This window comes from Marinifilum fragile JCM 15579, assembly GCF_001310955.1.
Lineage (GTDB): Bacteria > Bacteroidota > Bacteroidia > Bacteroidales > Marinifilaceae > Marinifilum > Marinifilum fragile.
On record NZ_BAZX01000018.1, the window covers coordinates 65,377 to 88,815 of the forward strand.

16 protein-coding genes are annotated in these 23,439 nt (G+C 37.5%); all 16 read left to right on the forward strand.

Going from position 1 to position 23,439, the window contains the following annotated elements; all coding sequences use genetic code 11:
• Positions 1-150: 150 nt before the first annotated feature.
• The 16 genes from JCM15579_RS13425 to JCM15579_RS13500 all read left to right on the forward strand — a co-directional run bounded on the left by JCM15579_RS13425 (position 151) and on the right by JCM15579_RS13500 (position 22,531).
• Positions 151-3,258: a SusC/RagA family TonB-linked outer membrane protein gene (locus JCM15579_RS13425; RefSeq protein WP_172677437.1), complete on the forward strand. Its 3,108-nt coding sequence runs from the start codon at positions 151-153 to the stop codon at positions 3,256-3,258.
• An 8-nt stretch (positions 3,259-3,266) separates the two neighbouring features.
• Positions 3,267-4,697, forward strand: coding sequence for a RagB/SusD family nutrient uptake outer membrane protein (locus tag JCM15579_RS13430; protein ID WP_054720972.1), 1,431 nt, complete (start codon positions 3,267-3,269; stop codon positions 4,695-4,697).
• A 163-nt stretch (positions 4,698-4,860) separates the two neighbouring features.
• Positions 4,861-5,982 carry a thioredoxin family protein gene (locus JCM15579_RS13435; protein ID WP_054720973.1) on the forward strand — a complete coding sequence of 374 codons (1,122 nt, stop codon included), beginning with the start codon at positions 4,861-4,863 and terminating at the stop codon, positions 5,980-5,982.
• A 32-nt stretch (positions 5,983-6,014) separates the two neighbouring features.
• Positions 6,015-7,004, forward strand: coding sequence for a thioredoxin family protein (locus tag JCM15579_RS13440; protein ID WP_172677438.1), 990 nt, complete (start codon positions 6,015-6,017; stop codon positions 7,002-7,004).
• Entirely contained in the window at positions 7,001-7,273 is a 273-nt protein-coding gene (locus tag JCM15579_RS13445; RefSeq protein WP_054720975.1) for a hypothetical protein, read from the forward strand. Before JCM15579_RS13440 ends, JCM15579_RS13445 begins: the two co-directional genes overlap by 4 nt.
• Before the next feature lie 84 nt (positions 7,274-7,357).
• A complete protein-coding gene (locus tag JCM15579_RS13450) occupies positions 7,358-8,494 on the forward strand; it encodes a TlpA disulfide reductase family protein (protein ID WP_054720976.1) in 1,137 nt (378 codons plus the stop codon).
• A 74-nt stretch (positions 8,495-8,568) separates the two neighbouring features.
• Positions 8,569-9,087 (forward strand): SRPBCC family protein, encoded by a 519-nt coding sequence (locus JCM15579_RS13455; protein WP_054720977.1) that lies wholly within the window; start codon positions 8,569-8,571, stop codon positions 9,085-9,087.
• A 207-nt stretch (positions 9,088-9,294) separates the two neighbouring features.
• Positions 9,295-9,768, forward strand: a complete 474-nt coding sequence (locus tag JCM15579_RS13460) for a protein-disulfide reductase DsbD domain-containing protein (RefSeq protein ID WP_054720978.1) — start codon at positions 9,295-9,297, stop codon at positions 9,766-9,768.
• 523 nt (positions 9,769-10,291) lie between these two features.
• The gene (locus tag JCM15579_RS13465; protein ID WP_054720979.1) at positions 10,292-11,230 is read left to right on the forward strand and encodes a phosphate/phosphite/phosphonate ABC transporter substrate-binding protein; all 939 of its coding nucleotides are present in this window, start codon (positions 10,292-10,294) and stop codon (positions 11,228-11,230) included.
• 8 nt (positions 11,231-11,238) lie between these two features.
• The gene (locus JCM15579_RS13470) at positions 11,239-11,874 is read left to right on the forward strand and encodes a 4Fe-4S dicluster domain-containing protein (protein WP_054720980.1); all 636 of its coding nucleotides are present in this window, start codon (positions 11,239-11,241) and stop codon (positions 11,872-11,874) included.
• On the forward strand, positions 11,858-12,907 hold the full coding sequence (locus JCM15579_RS13475; RefSeq protein WP_054720981.1) for a 4Fe-4S binding protein: 1,050 nt from the start codon (positions 11,858-11,860) through the stop codon (positions 12,905-12,907). The genes JCM15579_RS13470 and JCM15579_RS13475 overlap by 17 nt, the downstream gene beginning before the upstream one ends.
• A gap of 723 nt (positions 12,908-13,630) precedes the next feature.
• Positions 13,631-15,622 carry a protein-disulfide reductase DsbD family protein gene (locus JCM15579_RS13480; protein ID WP_054720982.1) on the forward strand — a complete coding sequence of 664 codons (1,992 nt, stop codon included), beginning with the start codon at positions 13,631-13,633 and terminating at the stop codon, positions 15,620-15,622.
• 374 nt (positions 15,623-15,996) lie between these two features.
• Positions 15,997-18,798 carry a M16 family metallopeptidase gene (locus JCM15579_RS13485; protein ID WP_054720983.1) on the forward strand — a complete coding sequence of 934 codons (2,802 nt, stop codon included), beginning with the start codon at positions 15,997-15,999 and terminating at the stop codon, positions 18,796-18,798.
• Positions 18,799-18,929: 131 nt separating this feature from the next.
• A complete protein-coding gene (locus JCM15579_RS13490; protein WP_054720984.1) occupies positions 18,930-20,210 on the forward strand; it encodes an L-cysteine desulfidase family protein in 1,281 nt (426 codons plus the stop codon).
• A 51-nt stretch (positions 20,211-20,261) separates the two neighbouring features.
• The gene (gene trxB / locus JCM15579_RS13495; protein ID WP_218186172.1) at positions 20,262-21,218 is read left to right on the forward strand and encodes a thioredoxin-disulfide reductase; all 957 of its coding nucleotides are present in this window, start codon (positions 20,262-20,264) and stop codon (positions 21,216-21,218) included.
• Positions 21,219-21,460: 242 nt separating this feature from the next.
• Positions 21,461-22,531 carry a PLP-dependent cysteine synthase family protein gene (locus JCM15579_RS13500; protein ID WP_218186173.1) on the forward strand — a complete coding sequence of 357 codons (1,071 nt, stop codon included), beginning with the start codon at positions 21,461-21,463 and terminating at the stop codon, positions 22,529-22,531.
• Positions 22,532-23,439 lie beyond the last annotated feature (908 nt).

Consider the following 23,439-nt stretch of genomic DNA (forward strand, 5'->3'; position numbering starts at 1 on the left):
GATGAGACTCTCAAATTAAACAACAAACATTAACTAACAATTGGCAGATTGTTGGTTGTAAGCATGAAAATGGATGTTTGAATTCAATAGAGTGAACACCTGAATAGTGATCAGGTGAAACTCGGAGGACATGTAGTAAAACTCATGAATATGAACAAGATATTAGTCATGTTCTTGTCTTTTATGGTCTTGATGATTGGAACAAATGTACAAGCACAAACCTATAAGCCACAAGAACTAAAGGCAAAACATATAACTGGAACTGTATTGTGCAGTTCCGATCAATCGCCCGCAATTGGGGCAACAGTAATTGTAAAAGGGACCACCAATGGTGCCGCTGTCGATTTCGATGGTAAATTTTCAATTTACGCCAATGTAGGAGACATTCTTTTGATTTCTTCTATTGGCTTTATCTCTCAGGAAATAAAGATTACCGATAAATTACATTATCACATTGCACTGAAAACTGATAATGTATCATTAAAAGAGATTGCTGTAATCGGTTATGGCGTTCAGGAGCGTCGAGATTTAACAGGAGCAGTTACCTCTATTGATGTACAAGCGTTGGAACAGCCAGCTTTAAGTATCGATAATGCTTTGGCAGGACAGGTTGCAGGGGTTCAGATTAATTCCAGTAGTGGAACTCCTGGTAGTGCTACTGCCATTACCATTCGTGGTATTACCTCTTTGGCTTCAGATAATAACCCTCTTTTTATTATCGATGGGGTTCCTGTATATGGTGCCGGAGGTTATTCGTCTACCTCATTTCAGTCTGGTTCGGTAGCTGCTGTTTCAATCGGAGGAAATGGTGCCGCAGGGCAGATTAGTTCGAATTCCGAATTTGAGCGTAATCCTTTGGCTAACTTGAATATGGATGATATTGAATCTATCGAGATCCTGAAGGATGCATACGCTACTGCGATTTACGGATCACGTGGTGCTGCCGGTGTAATTCTGATTACAACGAAAAAAGGGAAAAAAGGTGCTCCGAAAGTGGATTTCAATATTTCTACTTCCTTGGCTACTCCAGTTGGTGTTCCTGATGTGTTGAATGGCGATCAGTATGTTGATTTTTACAATGCCTATAAGGATAAGAACTTCAAGAAGGGGATCAACACTGATTGGACTGATGAAGCGACACGCATAGCTAAAACCTATAATGTTTCGGCCACGGTGTCAGCAGGAACTGAAAAAAGCAAATACTTCCTTTCCTTGTCCTATCTTGATCAGGACTCCTATGTGATCAATAATGATTTTAAAAGATATACGGCCCGTATTAACTATGAGTATAAATCGAGTGAAAAGTTGAGATTCGGGAACAACGTTACCATTTCATATACCGATAATAACTCTTTGAATTCAGGTCAGGTATATAGAAACTCACTGATAGCTGCTCCTAATGTAGCGATAAGAGATGAAAATGAGAATTATAACTTCATCAATAGTAAAGGAAATTATTTCAACCCAATTGCAAAAGCGAAAGATGACATCAACTTTGTTCAGGATAAGCGTGTGATCGGAAATCTGTATGCGGAATATAAAGCACTTTCATGGTTGACCTTGCGATCGGAGTTTGGCGTTGATTTTATGGCTTCGAAAGCTTATAACAGAAACCTGTCTTATGATGCTTCTCCAATTTTGGAAGGTGGGAGTGCAAGCCAAACCACCATTCAGAACATGAAATATGTGATCAACAATACTGCTACCATATACAAGGAGCTTGGTGAACATGTATTTAATGGAGTTATTGGACAAAGTTTTGAAGCTTCCAAGGAAGATTACGTAAGAATATCGGCTTCTGATTTTCCAACCAATAATGTGCTTAGTATTGGTCAAGCTAATACAACCCATGTTGATGGAGCTTCTCTGCAGGAATGGGCTATGGTTTCCTTCTTTGCCAGAATGAACTATCGTTGGAAGGATAAATACCTGGCTGGTGTGACTTATCGTGTCGATGGTTCATCACGTTTTAATAAGAATGAGCGATATGTAGGCTTTCCTTCTTTTTCTGCAGGATGGAGAATCTCAAAAGAACAATTCATGGAAGCTTACACCTGGCTTGACGATATGAAATTAAGGGCAAGTCTTGGTTTTAGTGGTATTTCTGGTTCGGGTGGTTACTATGGACATCAGGGACAGTATGTTCAGAAAGATAACGCCAATATCTATGGAAAGAAGAACATCCTTGAAGTTGAACAGCCTAGTAATCCAGACTTGAAATGGGAAAAAACACAAACTTTGGACTTGGGGCTTGACATGAGTCTGTTTGGATCAAAAGTTCAGGTGTCATTCGATTATTATCAAAAGAAAAGTATCGATATGCTGATTCGTTCGTCTGTTCCTCTTTATACAGGATACAGTGGACAGCAGCAGAATCTGGTTGACATGACCAATAAGGGGTATGAAATTAGCCTAAGTACATTGAATGTTAACAAAGAATTTAAATGGAGTACCAACCTGAACCTGGCGCGCAATACAAATGAAGTAACCAAACTGAATTTAGATGGTTATGTAGCAGGAGGTCCCGAAATTGGTTATGCCTATTATAAAGTTGGAGAATCGGCGACAGCATGGTTCCTTTACGATTGGCATTCTGTTGATCCATTAACAGGAAACCCGCTTTGGAGTTATGCTGACGGTACTATCAGTACTTTGGCTCCTGAAAAATACGCAAGAGAAAACAGTGATGTAGAGAATTACGAGAACAAGTTTGTGATGGGGGATAGATTGCCTGAAATCACTGGGGGGATCACCAACGTATTTTCCTATAAGAACTTTGAATTGAACACCCTTCTTTCCTTTTCTTATGGTGGAAAAATCATGAATGGAAGTAGGGCTGAGCTACTGACTTATTCAGATGATAAGTATCAGAACCTAAGTACTGATATTTTGGATGAATGGATTATTGCTGGTCATCAAACCGACATTCCTAAAAAGAATAACCTTTCAAATACAGGAAAAGGCATTGATTATACTGTGAGTCGTCAGACAGATCGATTCCTGGAAGATGGATCCTTTGTTCGTTTGAAAAACGTATCTCTTTCCTATCGATTCAATCCTGAGCGTATCAGTCGCTTTGGCTTAAGAAGTTTGGTTCTGTATGTAAAAGGATCTAACTTAGCTACCTGGACAAAGTATTCGGGACCAGATCCGGAAGTGAGTAGTTTTGGTTCTTCTGCGGTATATGCCGGCAATGATGAGCTAACCATACCTCAGCAGAAATCAATTCAGATAGGAATAAAAGTTGGGCTAAAATAGTAAGAGACATGAAGAAGATAAATAATACAATATATGCATTTGCGTTTGTAGCTTCTGGCCTTGTTTATACAGCTTGTAATAAACAGCTTGACCTGGCTCCTGAAGATACAACCGTAGAAACTGAAGTTTTTCAGTCTGCAAGTTCTGCAGAGTCTGCACTAATGGATGTTTACAACAAAACATACGAAGCAAATAATGGAGCGGCTTATACCATTGGCGATTTTACAACAGATCTGTTGGTGGTGAGTAATTCTTATTATCAGATAGTAATTAATGGGGAGCTTCCTGTTGATAATTCTACCTCTAAATCTATCTGGGCAGATTGCTATTCTACCATAAACGTTGCCAATGTCATGATAGAGTCGATTCCCAAGCTGGGAACCTATAATGAGGATTTGGAATTACAACACATTGCAGAGGCTAAGTTTCTTAGGGCTTACAATTACCTTGTGCTGCTCAAACTTTTTGGCGATGGTGCCTTAACCGGGAATATGGATGGATTGGGATTGCCTTTACAATTGACACCTTACGAAGGAACCAGATATGATGCGGCTAATTCCTTGACTCGTTCTTCGGTAGGCGAAGTTTATGCACAAATAATAAAAGACCTTACTGAAGCTTTGGTCGATCTTCAAGAAGCATACGAAGATGATTTGGAGACTCGTGCACGTGCAACCAAAGGAAGTGTTCATGCGTTATTGTCAAGAGTTTATTTGTACAAGGGTGACTATGAAAAGGCTGCCAGTGAAGCAAATCTTTTGATTGGCAATGTGAACTATGCTTTGAATAGCAACCTTCGATCTGTTTTCCCATTAAGTAGTGGTTACGATGTTAACTTGGATAAGGAATTTATTTATGCCATTCCTTTAACGTTTAATAATGGAGACCACCAGTATGGAACTCATTTCTTTTCTTATTACAGCAAGGTTTCCTACTATGTTCCTGAGGAATTTATAAGTAAATATTCCGATACTGATCAAAGAAAAACTACTTTGATATGGAAAGGATATGAGGGAGCAAACGGACAGCATCCTACAAAGTTCACAACTTCAAAGTTTAATAATTCAGATAGCAGAGATAACATTCCAATGATTCGATTGTCGGAAATGTATCTGACAAGAGCTGAAGCGTTGGTTAGAACTTCTGGTCTTACTCAAGAGGCTGTTGATTTGCTGAATGAGATTGCTGGACGTGCCGACCTTAGCTATACGGATTATGTGCTTGGTGACTTTGCTACTGCAGATGAACTGATCGATCGCATTTTGCTGGAACGCGAGAAAGAGCTTTGTTTTGAAGGCTTGCATCGTTACGATCTAATCAGAACGGGACGTAAGCTTCAGGATAAAGATTTGCCTGAGAATCGATATGTTTTGCCAATTCCTAAAAGTGAAATTGACATTACCAAAGGCAGTCTGGAGCAGAACCCAGGCTATTTGTAGATGATAATCTGACCAAAACACTTTGGTCTCTCAACCTTATTTTATAGTCAAGTTTTATTGTGATGAGATGTTTGCAGGTATTCCTGCAACATCTCCTGACAATAGGCTATTGTATTCCCAAATTAATTCAAGAATGTATACAAAACTCACAATAGTTTTGCTCATGATGCTGTTCTCTGTTTCGAATGGTGTAAAGGCAAATACAGATTCAAATGAAGATGGTAAAGCTGGAATTTCTTTCAATCACGCTAGTTGGGAGGAAGTTTTAGAAGTGGCAAACAAGCAGAACAAACTCATTTTTGTGGATTGCTATACCAGTTGGTGTGGTCCCTGCAAAATGATGGCTAAAACAACTTTCACAGAGATAGAAGTGGGAGCCTTTTTCAATCAACACTTTGTAAATGTAAAGCTTGACATGGAAAAAGAGCCGGGGATTGCACTGAAGAAAAAGTTTGGAGTGAGTGCATTTCCAACTCTCTTGTTTCTTGATGCAAATCAAAACATTATTCACAAAAGCGTGGGTGCCTTAAATAAAGAAGAGCTTTTGAAATTTGCCAACGAAGCATTGGACGGTTCAGCTACCCTTGCGGGATATCACAAGAAATACGGTGAAATGGGAGTTTCCGATCCTCATTTTGTGGTGGATTATTTAAACAAGCTAGAGGTTGCAGGAGAAAAGAAAATCATTGTGGAAGTGGTGAATGCTTATTTCAAGGATTTGAATAAAGAGGAATTGCTGAAACAGCAAAACTGGAACCTTCTGAAAAAGTACGTTCACAATACCAGTAATCTTGCCTTTCAATACCTGTTGAAGAATCAGGAAAGCTTTATCGGAGCCTATGGAAAGAAAGAGGTGGAAGACAAGGTTTACTTTACCTTTTTGCGCCAGGGAAATCAATTGTGCGATAAAGAGGAGAATGGAAGTTATACCTTGAATGAGGAAAGAAAGCAATCCTTCCTGAACGACCTGCAAGAAAATCAGGTTCGAGATAAAGAAATGATTCGTGCCTATTCTGCAATATCTACATCGAGAACATTGGGTGATTGGCCTGCTTATGTAGCTGCAGTTTCTAAATACCTGCATAATGGGATCATTGATAAAGGAGCCATGTCTCTCTACAATTATGCATTGCCTGTGAACAAGGCTGTGAAAGAGAAAAGCTTGCGAAATGAGGCTGCTAGCTGGTGCGATATGGGAATCAAAATCGATGGATTGAGCGAAGGCTATATCAATGCATTTAAAGATCTTAAAAAACAACTAAATACAGTTGGTAGTGATCAATAGACACTAAAATGACTGAAAAACAAAAGAACCAAATGAAGAAAGTACTAACAGTAATGGCAATGGCTGTAATGGCCATTTGTCTGTCAGGACATGTTGATGCTCAAAACCGATCTGTGGAGTTTGAACATTCGTCATGGAAAAAAGTATTGAAGAAGGCCAAAAAGGAGAACAAACTCATTTTTGTCGACTGCTATACCTCATGGTGTGGGCCTTGTAGAATGATGGCTAAGGATGTGTTTACACAGGATCATGTGGCTGACTATTTCAATAGCAATTTTGTGAACTTCAAGATTGATATGGAAAATGGAGAAGGACCGGATTTAAAGCCAGGTTGGAAGATCAATGCTTATCCAACATTCTTGGTGATCAACGCCAAAGGGGAAGTGATTCATAGGGTAGTTGGTGCTTATGGTGCTGATGAGTTTATTGGATACATAAAAGAGGCACAATCGGAAGACAAAAACTTCGCGGCTCTTAACAAAGCCTATGATGCTGGTCAGCGCGATGGTGAGTTCATGTTTTCACATTTGCGTTCCTTGCGTTTGGCTAATCTTGATAAGGAAGAGGCCAGAAAGGCAAAGAAGTATATTGCGGAACTGAAAAAGGAAGATTTGTTGAAAAAGGAAAACTGGAACATCATTAAATATTTCATGAATGATCCTGCGACAGATGAATTCCGTTTTATGGTGAAGAACAGAGATCAGTTTGCGGAAGTTGTTGGAGAGGACGAGATTGATTCAAAAATTTACAATACCTACAGCAAGCAAATTGAAGCTTACAGCTATTTCTATCCTGGAAAAGGACGCACCTACGATAAGGAAGGATTTGATGCATTGATTAAGGATTTGCAAAACTCGAACTTCTCAAGAGCGTCTGAATTAATCGCCATTGCTTTAAAGAATGAGTATTCTCGTTTGAACGACTGGAACAAGTATGCATACGTTGTGGATGCTGCTTTGGATTTGGCTGTCCTTAAGCAATACGGCAGTGAGTTGAGATATTTCGATTCAGCTGCTCTATGATTGCTAAGGCTTCTGACGACAAGGAAATGTTGCAAAGAGCACTTCGATGGGCCAGCTATGCCGCTGAAAAGGAAACTCGCTCGGAGCATAAATCTGGTTACCTGGCAACCAAGGCTAAGCTTCTTGAGTTGGTAGGCAAAGCCGATGAGGCTAAATCGACCATGATGGCATCGGAAAAGGAAGACAAGGCTGCAGAGGCTGCCGGAACAAAAATCATTTCTGTACCCATGATGAAACTGGGAGGAATGAAACCAGCAAAAAAGAAATAGGGAATTATATCCCAAGCTTGTTAAAGGCGGAGTGACTTCCGTTTTATTAAAAAAGTATAATCACAAATCATATAATATTATCAAATGAGAACAATATTAATCGCACTTGTAAGTGTAATACTTTTTGGTTGTGCACAACAACCTGCAAACAATGAAATCACAATTAAGGGAAAAGTAAAATTTCCTGACGACCGTTTTAAAATGCAGATCATTAAAAGAAATGGTTTTGAGAAGGAAATTATTGACTCTGTGGAGCTGAAGGCTGATAATACTTACGAGTTTAAAATGAAGGTAGATAAGCCAGGTGTTTACACTTTAGATTGTCAAAAGTGGCAATCGGTTCAGTTTTGGGCCGAGAATGAGGATTTGGAGATTGATTTCCGTGGTCAGGATACTGCAAAAATCAAGATCAAGAACCCTCCATATGTATATGTAAAAGGTGGACCAAATAACGAGGTAATGAATTTAATCTCTTACAATGGTTACCGAGCGTATCAGAACATGATTGCAGCAGGGAAAGAGATCTATGCAGCATCAAAATCTGATAGCAAGGAATGGAAAGAAATGTCTGCAAATAAATACAATGTTATTTTTGACGACAGAAGAGAAAGAACGCTTTATGTGGCGCAGCATTACGCAGACCGCAATTCAATTCTTTCAGTTCTACCAAGTTTGAACGAAACCAAAGATGCAGAATTGATTGCTAACATTTTTAAGACTTTGGAAGCTAAAAATCCTAACTATCAACCATTGCTTGATGTGAAAAGAGAAATGGCGGAAGCAAAGGCTGCCAGAGAAAGAATGATGGAAGGTAAGATTGCCCCGGATTTCTCATTCCCAACCAAGAATGGAGAAAAGAACTATGGACCAAAGGATTTTCGTGGTAAGTATGTATTGATCGACTTCTGGGCTTCTTGGTGTGGACCATGTCGTCAGGAAATTCCTCACTTGAAAAAGGAGTATGAGAAATATCACGACAAGGGATTGGAAATGTTGAGTGTTTCCATTGATCAGAGCAAGAATGCCTGGATGAACGCTATGCGCAAAGAGAAAATGCCATGGCCACAGGTACAAGCACCTAAGGCAGGTAAGGAGATCATGAAAGAGTATCAATTCTCTGGTATTCCATTCATTGTACTTCTTGACAAAGAAGGAAAAATTGTTGGAAAGAACCTAAGAGGAGAGAAACTGGAAAAATTGTTGGAAACCATTTTCCACTAGGATTATAGTATATCATGGGGAAAGTCCCAATTGCCTTCCCGGTAGTTGGGACTGTTATTAAATTTTATAGATAGATGAAAAGATATTTGATTTTATTAGTTGCAGTATTTGCAATAACTACTGGAGCATCGCTGGCTCAAAGTGCAATGACAGCAGCTACAAAACTTCCGCCAACCCTTCAACGAGAAGGGGTTGTTAATGCAAGTCCTGATGAAGTGTGGAAATTAATTTCTGTTTTGGATAAGGTAGATGAATACAATTCAGAGTTTGTAAAGTCTGTAGAGAAAGAGGGAGACGGCTACGAAGCATATCGTTTGGTAAAAATGACCGATGGAACCGAAAGAGGAGAAGAAATTACAGTGTTTTCGGAAGCCGCTAAACGCATTTGCTTTAGATCTGAGGACTCACAATATCCAGTGGAATACTTTATTGTGAATTACTACATTGAGCCATTAGGCAAAAATAAATGTAAGGTTAGACTAGAATCTTATTTTGAGGTTAACAAGGGGGCTCCTAAAACCAAAACATACAAGGCTGTTGGTAAGGAGCTGTCCTTAACTCTTAAGGGGATTCAAAACTATTACAACAAGTAATTGGTATCGATTTTTGTGTGAAATAAGGAATAGTGAAAGCCGTCTCTAATGAGGCGGTTTTTTATTTGCAGAAACATAAAAAGGTTAATTAAGCTTAAAAAATGCAGCTTAGTTTCACCCTATTTAGTAATATTATTGTCTTAAATGCAGAAAGAATAAACATTAATATTAAAGAGACGAACTCTTTTACAAGTAAAAAATAAGGATATGAAAAGTAAAATTGCAGTACTGCTAGTACTAGTGTTAAGTGTGTCAACTGGTTCATTTGCTCAAATTTTAACACCAGCAAAATGGACTGTGGAGTTGTCTAAAAAAGACATTAAAGTAGGAGATGTAATCGAAGTGGTTTTTAAGGCTAAGATTGATAAAAGCTGGCATGTGTATTCAAATGATTTTGATCCGGATTTAGGCCCAATCTTAATCGAATTTGATTTTGAAGATCACGCAAGTTACGAGCGTATTGGAAAAGTAAAACCAATTAATGCTCATAAGAAATATGACAAAATCTGGGAAGGTGATGTAAGTTATTTCGAAGATACTGCAGAAATGCGTCAAAAAATTAAGGTAAAGAGTTTACCATTGCATGTTGAGGGAACTTTTGATTTTCAAACATGTTCTGACGAAACAGGGCAATGTGTAATGGGGGATGACGAGTTTGATTTGAATTATCCTGCCAAGTAAATCAAGTTTATATTTGGAGTGAAAGACTGTCTTTTTAGGCAGTCTTTTTTTATATCTATTTAGAATTACTCCTGCTTCTTATGAGACAGGAGTTTTTTATTCTAGTGCTATGGTATCAATGAATCTAGGTTAAATAAGGTGAAAAAAAAGATTTGAAATCAGCCATAATATTGTTTGCCGGTTAATTAAGGTTAAAAGAGGGCTTATTTTTAAGTATATACATTAAACTATTAGGTAATGCTGTTATAATTGCAGAAAAATGGCTCATAATCGACCTACAAAGGTTTTTGTTATTTAGAGGAGTTATGAATAATAAAGAAAATGCAATTTCAATTCATCCATTTTTAAAGGAATAGTGTCATTTAGGCAAATACTTAGACTGGGTGATTAAATTTCCTGGACAAAAAAGTGTTCCTTTTTTTATAAGTTTGATCAATATTAAATTAACAGTATAGGGATTTTGATCTGTTGAATGAAAACAGGTGATAGGGGAATCCGATGTAGTATATAAAAGTTAAATAACATGAAATCACTAATTAAATTATCTGCGATTGCATTGTTGATCAGTGTGTTTGCAGCTTGTAACGAGAAGCCTAAGAAGGAAGTGAAGAAAGATGAAGGGTTTGAAGAAACAGCATTTATGCCTTGTTGTGGTGAGCCTTCGTCTAATGAGAAAGTATTAACTATTAATCTTGCATTAAACGATACATATTGCAAGAAAACGGCATGTGCTTGTATTCACGATATTGCTGCAAGAGAGTATGAAGAATTGCAAAAGCAATTGATGGAACAGTTTAATATTGATTTGCAGATTACTTATTATATGGAGCCATACATGATGGAAGATCAATTAAGAGCGAAAACTCATGATGGTGTAATTACAAAACCATGGAATGCTTTCATGCTAATGAAAGAAAATCACCTTCGTTATGAGAGGGTTGCTGATATTCTTGATGTGTACGATAACCAATGGCTAACAGGTGTATACTTGGTGAGAAGTGATTCAGATATTAAGACCATGGCTGATATCAACGGAAGAACATTGGTTGCAGGTCAGGAAGATGCATATGAAAAATACCATGCTCCTTTACATCAATTGGATAGCTTGAACATTAAACCTGGAAAAATCTATTATAAAGCCAGTTGTTTAGAATGCATTAACGAGCTAATTGATAAAAAAGCTGAAGTAGCTATCGTATCTGATTATGTGTTGTCAGCAAGTTGTGCTGTTGATGTTGCCAGCGAGGATGATTTTAGAGTGATCGGAGAAACTGAAAAAGTACCATTGTGTTCTGTTATCATTGATCGTAAGAAAATCTCGAAAGAAGATGCAATGCGTTTTCAAGCAGCTTTGTTGGCTTTATCAAAAGATAAATCTCCTGAAGGAATGTTAAGTGCAGGATTTGTAAAACCAGCATCATGGATCCCAAATCCATATAAAAAACCAATAGCACAAAACTAACTATTAATATGACTGAAAAGAAGAATTGGGACAGACGTAGCTTTTTGCGTAAAGCTGGTCGGGCCACTTGTGCTCTTGCACTTGGAGGGATAGCTTACAGAATTGTAGGTCAACATTTGGACGAAGAAACTGCAGGTCCACGTTCCAGATATGTTTGGCAGATAAATCCAGACAAATGTACCAATTGTGGTAAATGTGAAACTGCTTGTGTGCGCACACCTTCAGCAGTAAAGGCGGTTAACGATCAGAAAAAATGTTCATGTTGTGTAGTTTGTTATGGTCACATCAAAAACAAACAAATTGCTTCAGAGAAGATCATGAGCGACGGAGAAAGAGTTTGTCCGTATGATGCAGTAACTCGTAAGAATTTTTCGGGAGGTAAGGATGGTTACTTTATCTATGATATCGATCATGACAAATGTACAGGATGTGGTAAATGTGCTGAAGCCTGTACGGATAAAGGAACAAAATCAATGTTTTTGATTATTCGTCCAGATTTGTGTTTGAACTGTAATGCATGTGACATCGCAAGAATTTGTCCTGAGGATGCAATTGATCGTTTGTATATCGGACCAGAAGATGATTTTAAAGGAATTTACGAGTTGGAGTACGGTGAAAATGATATGAATGAATATGGAGCTTAAAGGATTTAAATTAAATATGAGAGTAATTATCATTATTGCATTTGCTCTGGTTTCTTTGGTGGCTTCAGTAAATACAAGTATGGCTTTGCCTACTCCTCAGGAGCAAGATTGTCATAGTGTAGATGATTTAAGTAGAGGAAACATTCGTGAGTTTAAAGACAACTACATTCCGAAAGAATATTTTCCAACTCCGGAATACATGGTATTTGTAGATTTGGGCGTGCTGTTATTATTGCTTTTAATAGGTGTTTTCTTGGTTTGGAGAAAGAAATCACAAAAAGCAATGACTGTAATGGCCATTATCACATTTGCTTACCTGGGTTTTATACGTGGAGGTTGTGTTTGTCCGGTTGGAGCCATTTCAAATACTACAATGGGCTTGATTACTCCTGCCGAAGTTGGTTTGGCTAGTCTGATTATTTTTATGCTTCCCTTAATTATTGCACTAATTATCGGTCGTGTATTTTGTACATCAGGATGTCCACTGGGAGCAGTTCAGCATATGGTACAAAAGTCTAAAAAGACAATCAAGTTGCCTAAAAAACTGAATAATGCACTAAAAGTAGTACCTGCAATCATGCTAATTGCAACAGTTTATTTTGCCATTCAGAGTGCATGCTTTTTTGTTTGCGAGGTAGAGCCCTATAAGGTATTGTTCTTTACAGGACAAACCTGGTTCGAGCAAGGTTTGGCATTTATCTTGGGGCATCCTATGGAACCTAAGTTTCTGTTGGCTTTTGGCATTGGAACCTGGTTGTACCTGATTGCAATTCTTGTTTTGGGATATTGGGTACCACGTCCATTCTGTCGTTTCTTATGTCCTTATGGTGTATTGTTGGGAGTGGTTTCATTCTTCTCATTTAAACCAAGAAAAATAAAAGACGATAATTGTGTGTATTGTGGTATGTGCGAAAAGGCATGTCCAACGCAAGCAATTGTTATAGATAGAAAGAACAAGTATTCTTACGTTTCGAATTACGATTGTGTACAATGTAACAAATGTAATGATGTTTGTAAGAAAGATGCTTTCTAAGCGATAGCGTTAGCAGATATAAGAAGAGGATGTCCAAATTCAATGGACATCCTCTTTTTGTATTATTAATTTCTACCTTTTCTAAAAACTAAAAAGTGACGTTTGCAAAAATGCTCTTTGCTTTAGCAGTGATTAAAACATGATTTTCGCAAAAGTAACAGAGGGCATAAAAAGGCACATCACATTCAAGGAAGCTTTTATTTGGAAGATTTATTTCCAGACAGAAAAAAGTTCCAATTATCTCACATGAGTAGATTCAATTTTGAGATGGTTTTAATACTCTTTTGGTTTGCGAAAACTAGCAATCTGACCACTTCATATCTATTAATTTGAAATCAATATTAGCATTTGAATTTACAGATTTTAAGCATTTGGCGTAGAAATACAACAATCAGTGAAAAAAAAGTAAAAAAAAATCATTTTTTTTTACAGCCAATTTTTATCTAATCTGGATTGTAATTGAAATTCCTAGCTCTAGATAATCAGTGAGTTTACAGATTTTAAAATAAACAATATAAATAATTGATTGTTTTTTAGATGCCTGCTAATGTGCTAATTATTAACGTTAATTAACGATATTTTTTACTTATTTCGTTCACCCAATTAGAGATTTTGGTTGTCTCTAAAGCGAAGGTTAAATCAAAAAATAATCAACTAATCAACCCAACAGGTTGGAATCTGATAAAAATAAGGTTGCAATCAGTTAAGACTAAAAAGAAACAGATGAAAGGTAAAATTACAATTCTAGCCATTTTAATGATGGTTTTTAGTGGACTTTCTTTCGGGCAGATGATAGAGCCTACCAAATGGAAAGTAGAGTTTTCTAAAAAAGATGTAAAAGTAGGAGACGAATTAGATGTTGTTTTTAAAGCAACGATTGACAAAACCTGGCATGTTTACTCCAACGATTTCGATGCGGATTTAGGTCCAATCTTGATCACTTTCGAATTCGCAGCGAATTCAAGCTATGAAAGAGTAGGAGAAGTAAAGCCAATCAACTCTCACAAAAAGTACGACGAAGTTTGGGAGGGTGAAGTAAGTTACTTCGAAAATGAAGGAGAAATGCGCCAAACCATTAAGGTAAAAGAATTGCCGCTTCATGTTGCCGGTACTTTCGAATACCAAACTTGTTCGGATGAAACCGGACAGTGTGTAATGGGGGATGACGAGTTTGATTTGAAAATTGGTGAAGCAAAGGAGAAAGCTGTAGTAGCAGATGCCTCTTCTGATACCAATGATAAAGAAAGCAAAAAAGGCTTATGGGCAATTTTTATTGCTGCTTTTGTAGGTGGATTACTTGCGATTGTTACTCCATGTGTATTCCCAATGATTCCTATGACAGTGAGTTATTTCATGCACTCAGGAGGTGGTAATAAAGCAAAAGGTAGAATGAATGCTTTCTTCTATGGTTTCTCTATTATTGCAATTTACACGATAATTGGAACAATTTTGGCAGTAGTAATGGGACCTGATTTTGCGAACTTCCTAAGTACTCACTGGGTTCCTAATATTTTGTTCTTCTTGATATTTGTGATTTTTGCCTTTTCATTCTTTGGAATGTTTGAAATTACAATGCCAAGCTGGATGGTAAACAAATCAGTGGCGAATGAGGATAAAGGTGGTTTCATGGGATCTTTCTTCATGGCATTTACTTTGGTACTTGTGTCGTTCTCATGTACTGGTCCAATTGTAGGTTCAATTTTGGTAGCATCAGCAGGTGGTGAGGTTTTGATGCCAATTATAGGTATGTTGGGATTCTCATTGGCATTTGCATTACCATTTACATTGTTTGCAATTTTCCCAGGATGGTTGAACAACCTTCCTAAATCAGGTGGATGGTTGAACTCAGTAAAAGTTGTATTAGGTTTCTTGGAATTGGCATTAGGTTTAAAATTCTTAAGTGTTGCCGATCAAACTTACCACTGGGGAATTTTGGATAGAGAAGTATATATCGCAATCTGGATTGTAATCTTTACATTATTAGGATTCTATTTGTTAGGAAAACTAATGTTTGCCCACGATAGCCCAGTGAAGAGTGTCAGCGTACCACGATTGATGTTGGCAATTGCTTCATTCTCATTCGTTGTGTATATGATTCCAGGTTTGTTTGGAGCTCCATTAAAGATGTTATCAGGTTTTACTCCTCCTTTAGCAACTCATGATTTCAATATAAGTCAAATTGTACGAGATAATGCAGGTGGTGGACCAGTTCATAAAGCAACTCACAAGGCAAAATATGCAGACTTTTTACATTTGCCTCATGGATTAGAAGGTTACTTCGATTATGAAGAAGCATTAGAAGCATCGAAACGTGAAGGAAAGCCAATTTTCGTTGACTTTACAGGACACGGTTGTGTAAATTGTCGCGAAATGGAAGCGAATGTTTGGTCTGATCCTGCAGTATTAAAGAGATTACAGGAAGATTTTATTATCGTTGCTCTTTATGTAGATGACAAAAAGAAATTACCAGAAGAAGAATGGTATGTGTCTGAATACGATGGAAAGAAAAAGAAAACCATTGGTAAGCAAAATGCAGATCTTCAAATTCGTAAGTACAATGTAAATGCTCAACCATACTACGTGCTTCTTGATGAGAATGGTAATGATTTAACAGCACCAACAGCTTACGATTTAGATGTAAATAAATTTGTGAAATTCCTGGATAAAGGAAAGGCAAACTTTAAAAAAAAAGTAACAGCTCAAAACGTTAAATAGAGCTTTTATATAAAGGTAGTTTAGATTAGTTAGTGAGTTTTCATATTGTCAATGAAAACATGGTTAGTAAAAATAGATTTTGATAATAGGAGGCAATCCCCTCCTGTTATCGGGTCTATGCAAAACGAAGGCTATCAAAATCAAAAATTACAACAACAAATACTAGTTAGTGGTTATGGGCAGGGCAGTAAAGAACTTTACCCCAATATCTGATCTATAAACTCCCTGCTCACACCCTTTTATCATTAGAAAACCAATTACCAAAAAACCATTTTAAATTGAGGACATGCTACTTATGCATGCTCATTTAAGATTGTTGTCTCGGACGGGCAGAACTCTCGGAATGATTTTGAGAAAACTAAAAAAACAACAAAATGAAGAAATTCTTATCCTTACTCGTAATGAGTGTGATTTTGTTCTCTGGTAATTTTAGCCAGGCCCAAAATACTACAACAATTCCGTTGAATCCTAAGGTAAAGCATGGTAAGCTTTCTAATGGAATGACCTATTATGTGATGCACAATGAGGAGCCAAAAGACAGAGCAAGTCTTTACTTTGTGCAAAACGTAGGTGCAATCTTGGAAGAAGATGCACAAAATGGTTTAGCTCACTTTTTGGAGCATATGGCATTTAATGGCCTTAAAAATTTCCCAGGAAAAAACATGATCAATTATCTTGAGAAGAATGGTATTCAGTTTGGTAGAGATATCAATGCCTATACAGCTCAGGATGAAACAGTATACAATATCAGTAACCTACCTACTGGTAACGAAAACTTAATCGATTCGGCTCTTCTTGTTCTTCACGACTGGTCAGGTGGCTTGTTATTGGAAGCAGAAGAAATTGAATCGGAGAGAGGTGTTATTCACGAAGAGTGGAGAACCAGAAGAAATTCACGTTTTCGCATCAATTCTCAAACCAGCCCGGTAATGTACAATCACTCTCAGTACGCTAAGCGTGATGTAATTGGTGACTTGAATGTAATCGATAATTTTGAACACAAGCAATTGCGTGATTACTATAAGAAATGGTATCGTCCGGATAACCAAGCTGTAGTGGTAGTTGGTGATTTTGATGTAGAGAAAATTGAAGCCAAAGTAAAGGCACTTTTCTCAAAAATTCCAATGCCTAAAAATGCTGCTGAAAGAGTATACTACCAGGTGGAAGATAGCAAGGAGACACAATATGTATTGGCGAAAGATAAAGAGGCAAAATCAGTTTCTATCAACTGGATTTTCCGAAAGCCAGCTTATACTACACGTGATGAAAATTATATGCGTGAGAGTTTGGTTCAGGGAATGTTCAATACCATGTTGAACAACCGCTTGAAAGAGTTGATGCAAAATCCAGAATGTCCAGCAGTGGGAATGAGCGTAGGCAATTTCGGAATGTGTCGTACAAAAGAGGCTAATTACCTTTATGTAGCTCCAAAAGAGAATAAAGAAATTGAGGCATTCGAAACATTCATGACTGAATTTGCAAGAGTTCAACGTTTTGGATTTACAGAAACAGAATTGGAAAGGGTAAAAACCTCGTTCTTGAGAAGTTATGAATCATATCTGCAAGGAAAAGATAAAATTTCAAATGAAGATTGGGCTCAAACTTTCCAGGAGCATTATTTAAGTGCTAATCCTGCGCCTTCAGTGGAATGGGAAGTGGAATTCGGAGAGAAAACAATTCCATCTATCACTTTAATGGAAGTAAATTCAATGTTGAAAAATTATGGAAATATCAACAACAGTGTTTTTGCTTTGAGTGGTCCTGATAAGGAAGAAATCAAATACCCAACAAAAGAGGAATTATTTGCATCGATTAAAAAAGTAATGACTTCAAATATTGAAGCTTATGCTGATGAAACTGGTGATGCTCCGCTTGTTACTGATGAATTAACAGACAAGAAATTTGCTTCGGAATCAGTTGTAAAAGGAACAGATGCGAAATTATATACATTAGAGAATGGTGCACGAGTAGTTGTTCTTCCTACTGATTACAGTAAAGATGAGATCTTATTCAATGCCTATAGCTTTGGTGGTAGTTCACTTCTTGAAAGAGAAGATCTTGAATCTGGAGATGTTGCGACAATGTTGGCTAAAATCTCAGGAGTAGGAGAATTCAATGCCATTCAGTTGAGAAAGAAATTGACAGGTAAGATTGCAGGTGTGCAACCCGCATTGGGTTCATATACTGAAACATTCTCGGGATCAGCTTCTCCAAAGGATTTTGAAACCATGTTACAGTTATTGTATCAGTATTTCGAGCATCCAAGATTCGATGAAAATGTATTCCAGGCACAAATGGGAGCAATTAAGAACAATCTTCAAAATGTGAAAGCTGACAATGGCAAAGCATTGAAAGATACAATTGGACAGATGATGGCTAACCACCACGAACGTGCATTGATGTTCAATGAAGAGTTCGTTAATAATATCGATTTTGAAAAGGCTAAGAAAATTTATTTGGACAGATTTAAAGATGCAAGCGACTTTACGTTCCTGTTTGTAGGTAATATCGATGAGGAAAAGCATTTGCCTTTAATTCGCAAATATATTGGTAGCATTTCTTCGGAGAACCGCAAAGAAAACTGGGTTGACAGAAAAGTGCGCATGCCGGAAGGAAAATCTCAGAATATTTTTGAAAGAGAGATGCAGGTACCAAAAACAACTGTATACCTTTCTCTAAAAAATGAAATGAAATACAATCTTGAAACAAGAATGTACGCAAGAGTTGTTGCAGAATTGCTTTCGAAAAGATATATGGAAACCATACGTGAGCAAGAAGGCGGTACTTATGGTGTTAGCGTTCGTCCATCAATCAGCAAGCGTCCATACGAAAATGTTGGTATTACAATCAGTTTCGATTGTGGTCCTGAAAAACAAGAAAGACTAAGAGAATTGGTTTATCAGGAAATTGATGCCATTGTAAAAACTGTTAATGAAACTGATCTTGAAGAAATCAAGAAAAATTACATTAAGAATAGAGCTGAAGCAGTAAAAGAAAACAGCTTTTGGTTGAGTGTAATTCAGTCATCATTAATGAACAATGAACCAATTATTAATACTGAATCTTACAATAATCTTGTAAATAGCATTAGTGCTAAGAAAGTAGAAGAATTTGCTAAAAAATTATTTAAGAAATACGATTCTGTAGAGGTAGTGATGAACCCTAAGAAATCGTAAGACAAAATCAATAGTCTGTTTTGGTTTAGTTTTGGATCGGTCGGAGGTAAGGGGCCGGCCGGTCCGTTCTTTCATCTAACAACAATTAACCACCCAAAAAAACAACAAACATTTAATTTTATCTCTAACTAATGAAAGAAGTATTCTTGCAAAAGCTGAAGGAGGAATTCGTTCCAGCTCTTGGATGTACAGAACCGGTTGCAGTTGCTTATGCAGCAGCTAAAGCTCGCGAAGTGTTAACCTTACAACCAGAACGCATTGAGTTCTTTGTAAGTGGAAACATTTTAAAGAATGGAATGGGTGTAGGTATACCTGGTTCGGGTATGGTTGGATTAACGATTGCCGGAGCATTAGGTGCTTTAGGTGGCGATCCAACAGCGGGACTTGAAGTATTGGATGGCATCAGCGAAGATGTTATGGATATGGCAAAATCTTTTGTCGATGAAGGAAAGGTTTCAGTTGATGTAAAGTATGATGTACCTAAATTGTATATTGAGTGTATTTGCCACAATGGAGACAATACGGGTCGAGTAATTATTCAAGACCGTCATACAAACATTGTAGCCGTTGAAAGAAATGGTGAGGTGATTTACAGCAATGCATGTAATTCTGACGATAAAGGAGGAACAGACTTTTCTCAATGGAGCTTTGAAAAAATTTACAACTTTATAGATAGTGTAGATGTTTCAGAGATCAGTTTCATCGAAAAAGGAATCAAATTGAACAAATCGATTGCTGAGGAGGGCTTAAGAGGAAATTATGGTCTTCAGGTTGGCAAATCGATGTTGTTGAATATCAAGAAAGGTTTATTGTCTTCTGATGTAATGAACCGCTCAATCATGTTAACAGCTGCTGCTTCTGATGCTCGTATGGCAGGTAGTACGATGCCGGTGATGTCGAATTGTGGTAGTGGTAACCAGGGGATTAGCGTTACTCTTCCTGTTGTTGTTACAGCGGAAGAATTGGAAGTAGAGCACGAGAAATTATTGCGCGGTTTGGCTTTGGCATTACTAACTACGATTTACATGAAATCATTTGTAGGCCAATTGTCGGCATTATGCGGAGTATTGCTTTCTACTGCTGGTGCAGGATGTGGAATCACTTACATTATGGGAGGAGATTTCCAACAGTTGGGCATGACCTTGAAAAATATGACTGGTAGTGTAACAGGTATGATTTGCGATGGTGCAAAATATGGATGTTCACACAAGATTTCGGCAAGTGTTAGTGCTGCCATTCAATCCTCTTTATTGGCAATGAACCACAATGTGCTAAATGGAATGAATGGTATTATTGATGATGATGTTGAGGCGACTATCAGAAATATTGGACGTCTTGCCAATGAAGGAATGGAAGTAACCGATGAGGTAATTCTAAAAACCATGTTGGAGAAAATGAAAAAGATATCATAAGCTAACCTGAAGAAATTTAATCAAATTCAGGTGATAAAATATTGATTTAAGATGGATGTGAAAGAGAATAATATTGAAAAAGTAAAGTGTTTGATTATTGGTTCAGGCCCTGCGGGTTATACCGCTGGTATTTATGCTTCCAGAGCGAATTTGAATCCTGTGGTTTATGAAGGATTGCAACCAGGTGGTCAGTTAACAACAACTACTGAGATTGATAACTTTCCTGGATACCCGGAAGGAATTAGTGGTCCTGTAATGATGGGAGAGCTAAAAAAGCAAGCTGAAAGATTTGGTTGTGATTGCCGTTGGGGAATTGTTACTGATGTTGATTTTGAGCAAAGACCATACAAAGTAACTGTGGATGGTAAAACTGAAATAGAAGCTGAATCGGTAATTATTGCAACAGGAGCAACTGCCAAGTATTTAGGACTTGAAAGTGAAGAGAAATATAAAGGTTCTGGTGTTTCGGCATGTGCTACTTGTGATGGATTTTTCTATAGAGGAAAAGATGTTGCCGTAGTGGGTGGTGGTGATACTGCTTGCGAAGAGGCTTCATATCTTGCCGGACTTTGTAACAAAGTGTATTTGGTGGTACGTAAGGATCATTTGCGTGCTTCGAAAGCGATGCAGGAGAGAGTTTTCAAAACAGAAAATATCGAAATATTATTCGAACACAATACAAAAGAATTAACTGGAGACATGGGAGTTGAAGGTTGTACTTTGATTAAAAAAGCTGGTACTCCTGAAGAAGAGGAAGTGAAGATTGCCATTGATGGATTTTTCTTGGCAATTGGACACCATCCAAATTCTGATGTCTTCTCAAAATATGTGAATACTGACGAGCAGGGTTATATTTTAACAGAAGCAGGAACTCCTAAAACAAATGTTAAAGGTGTATTTGCTTGTGGTGATGTTCAGGATCCTGTATATCGTCAGGCTATTACTTCTGCAGCTTCTGGATGTCAGGCAGCTATGGAAGCTGAAAGATATTTAGCTGAATTGAACTAATAAGGTCTTTCATAATTTAAGTGTAAGTTTCAGCAAAGCAGGCAAGCTCGCCAATTTATTCAGACATGTTAAAACGAGCTTGCCTCTTTTTTAAGAAACATAAAGGATAAAGAGATCCTATAAGATTGAATATGTTTAACTACTAAGCGTGAGATCGATTTTTACATAGAGCTCACGTTAAATAACAAACCTAACAAAATGATTACAAATCCCCTAAGCAAAAGAATTGTAGCATTTCCAGTTTGATCGGAAATACGCCTTTATTAGCGATTAAGTTTACATACAAAGGAAAAACTCGCACCATTTATGCCAAAGCTGAATACCTGAACATGACGGGTAGTATTAAGGATAGAATGGCATTTCATATTTTGCAAAAAGCATACAAGAGCGGAGCTTTAAAAGAAGGTGATCGTATTATCGAGGCAACCAGCGGTAATACAGGAATAGCATTCTCAGGAATTGGTCGTGCTATGGGACATCCTGTTACCATTTATATGCCCGATTGGATGAGCCAGGAAAGAATTAACCTGATGAAAAGCTATGGTGCAGACATTCAGTTGGTAAGCAAAGAGGAGGGAGGATTCCTTGGAAGTATTGAAATGGCGAACAAACTAGCCGAAGAGGACGAGCATACCTTTTTGCCACGTCAGTTTTCCAACTGGGACAATTGTGAAGCACATTACAACACAACTGCTCAGGAATTGTGGTGGCAATTGAAATACAGAAACCTGGTGCCTGATGCATTTGTAGCAGGTGTTGGAACAGGCGGAACTGTGATGGGAGTTGGTAAATTCCTAAAAGAGCAGAATCCTGAAATTAAAATTCATCCTTTGGAACCATCTAATTCACCAACAATGTCTACTGGATATAAAGTTGGAAAGCATAGAATTCAGGGAATTTCCGATGAGTTTATTCCTTCTATTGTAGAGTTGGATAAATTGGATGAAATTGTAAGTGTTGATGATGGTGATGCAATTGTTATGGCACAAAAACTTTCTTCTGTATTGGGAATCGGAATTGGTATTTCATCGGGAGCAAACTTTTTGGGAGCACTTAAAGTTCAGGAGGAATTAGGTGCTGATGCAGTGGTGGTAACTGTATTTGCCGATGATAACAAAAAATACTTAAGTACGGATTTAATGCGCGAAGAACCCGTGAAAGAAGACTTTATGGCTCCAGGTGTTGAGCTTCATAAATTCAGAGCGTTCAAACGAGTTTGTCACACTTGTTGCGATCCTACCGATTGTGTAGAAGGAAATTATCATGACGCTTACGAAATGGTGAAATTGCCATATTGTCCAAGAAGAAATTAATCAATCTAATTTCCATATCTTAAGCCTCTGTCCTAAAAGCAATGTCATTAAGTTAGCGGATTTTGCCCCACGCTCACCCTTTTATTCCCTAAAGGGAACAGCGCACAGGAAAAGCCCCTTTAGGGGTTTGGGGTAATTTTGGTAATGTTTATCAAAAGGATTCACCCTTAACTTAATGCCATTGGTCCTAAAAGACAGAGGTTTTTTTTTTATTTATCCTCAAGCCGGATGGGCTGTTCTTTTATTCATTCATAATTTTCACGGGCATTCATGAGCTCGCAAAGCTCGGTTATCATTGCTATAAAAGAACCAAAAGATCTAGACGTCAAAAATTTCGTTACCCATTACGACTCAAAGTCTAAACAACCGAACGAAGTGAGCTCATGAACACCTTATAGATATAATTATTCTGTGAATAAAATAATATTCTCTCGTACCTCGTTCATGGAATTCTGTTCTTAACGACTTTTTCATCTATGGGGCCCAACAAATTTTTGAATGTCACATTTTCTGCAGGTTTTTAACTTAAAATCCTTGGGTTAAAACCCAAGGCAAATTGATTTATTCTGCACAAAGCATTTCCTATGTCCTCTGCTTTTGCTGAGGACTTTAATGTCTACATTTGTTTGGTTTCAGATGTCAGGGCTGTTTTTGTCATTCATTACTCATGTAATCATGAATTTTCAATAATACTTTGCAAGAAAACTCTTCTTATTGACTCTGTATGACATATAGCGGATTTGGGGCATTGGAAGTACGAGCTGCTTATCCGCAGAAAACATTTAGAGAGACGGGGAAGCTTCGAAGAATTGAGAAGATCACCGCGCCGAACTTAATGTTTTTCAAGTAGAAGTAGTTTGGGCTTACACGCCCTAGATTTGTCTTACTTTTGACATTTTGACAAAGAA

Bases quoted from the DNA above. Each gene is read 5' to 3' on its own strand.
- JCM15579_RS13475 (WP_054720981.1), top strand. From the start codon at position 11,858: ATGAATATGGAGCTTAAAGGATTTAAATTAAATATGAGAGTAATTATC.
- JCM15579_RS13440 (WP_172677438.1), top strand. From the start codon at position 6,015: ATGAAGAAAGTACTAACAGTAATGGCAATGGCTGTAATGGCCATTTGT.
- JCM15579_RS13450 (WP_054720976.1), top strand. From the start codon at position 7,358: ATGAGAACAATATTAATCGCACTTGTAAGTGTAATACTTTTTGGTTGT.
- JCM15579_RS13435 (WP_054720973.1), top strand. From the start codon at position 4,861: ATGATGCTGTTCTCTGTTTCGAATGGTGTAAAGGCAAATACAGATTCA.
- trxB (WP_218186172.1), top strand. From the start codon at position 20,262: ATGGATGTGAAAGAGAATAATATTGAAAAAGTAAAGTGTTTGATTATT.
- JCM15579_RS13430 (WP_054720972.1), top strand. From the start codon at position 3,267: ATGAAGAAGATAAATAATACAATATATGCATTTGCGTTTGTAGCTTCT.
- JCM15579_RS13425 (WP_172677437.1), top strand. From the start codon at position 151: ATGAACAAGATATTAGTCATGTTCTTGTCTTTTATGGTCTTGATGATT.
- JCM15579_RS13460 (WP_054720978.1), top strand. From the start codon at position 9,295: ATGAAAAGTAAAATTGCAGTACTGCTAGTACTAGTGTTAAGTGTGTCA.
- JCM15579_RS13485 (WP_054720983.1), top strand. From the start codon at position 15,997: ATGAAGAAATTCTTATCCTTACTCGTAATGAGTGTGATTTTGTTCTCT.
- JCM15579_RS13465 (WP_054720979.1), top strand. From the start codon at position 10,292: ATGAAATCACTAATTAAATTATCTGCGATTGCATTGTTGATCAGTGTG.
- JCM15579_RS13480 (WP_054720982.1), top strand. From the start codon at position 13,631: ATGAAAGGTAAAATTACAATTCTAGCCATTTTAATGATGGTTTTTAGT.
- JCM15579_RS13490 (WP_054720984.1), top strand. From the start codon at position 18,930: ATGAAAGAAGTATTCTTGCAAAAGCTGAAGGAGGAATTCGTTCCAGCT.
- JCM15579_RS13445 (WP_054720975.1), top strand. From the start codon at position 7,001: ATGATTGCTAAGGCTTCTGACGACAAGGAAATGTTGCAAAGAGCACTT.
- JCM15579_RS13470 (WP_054720980.1), top strand. From the start codon at position 11,239: ATGACTGAAAAGAAGAATTGGGACAGACGTAGCTTTTTGCGTAAAGCT.
- JCM15579_RS13455 (WP_054720977.1), top strand. From the start codon at position 8,569: ATGAAAAGATATTTGATTTTATTAGTTGCAGTATTTGCAATAACTACT.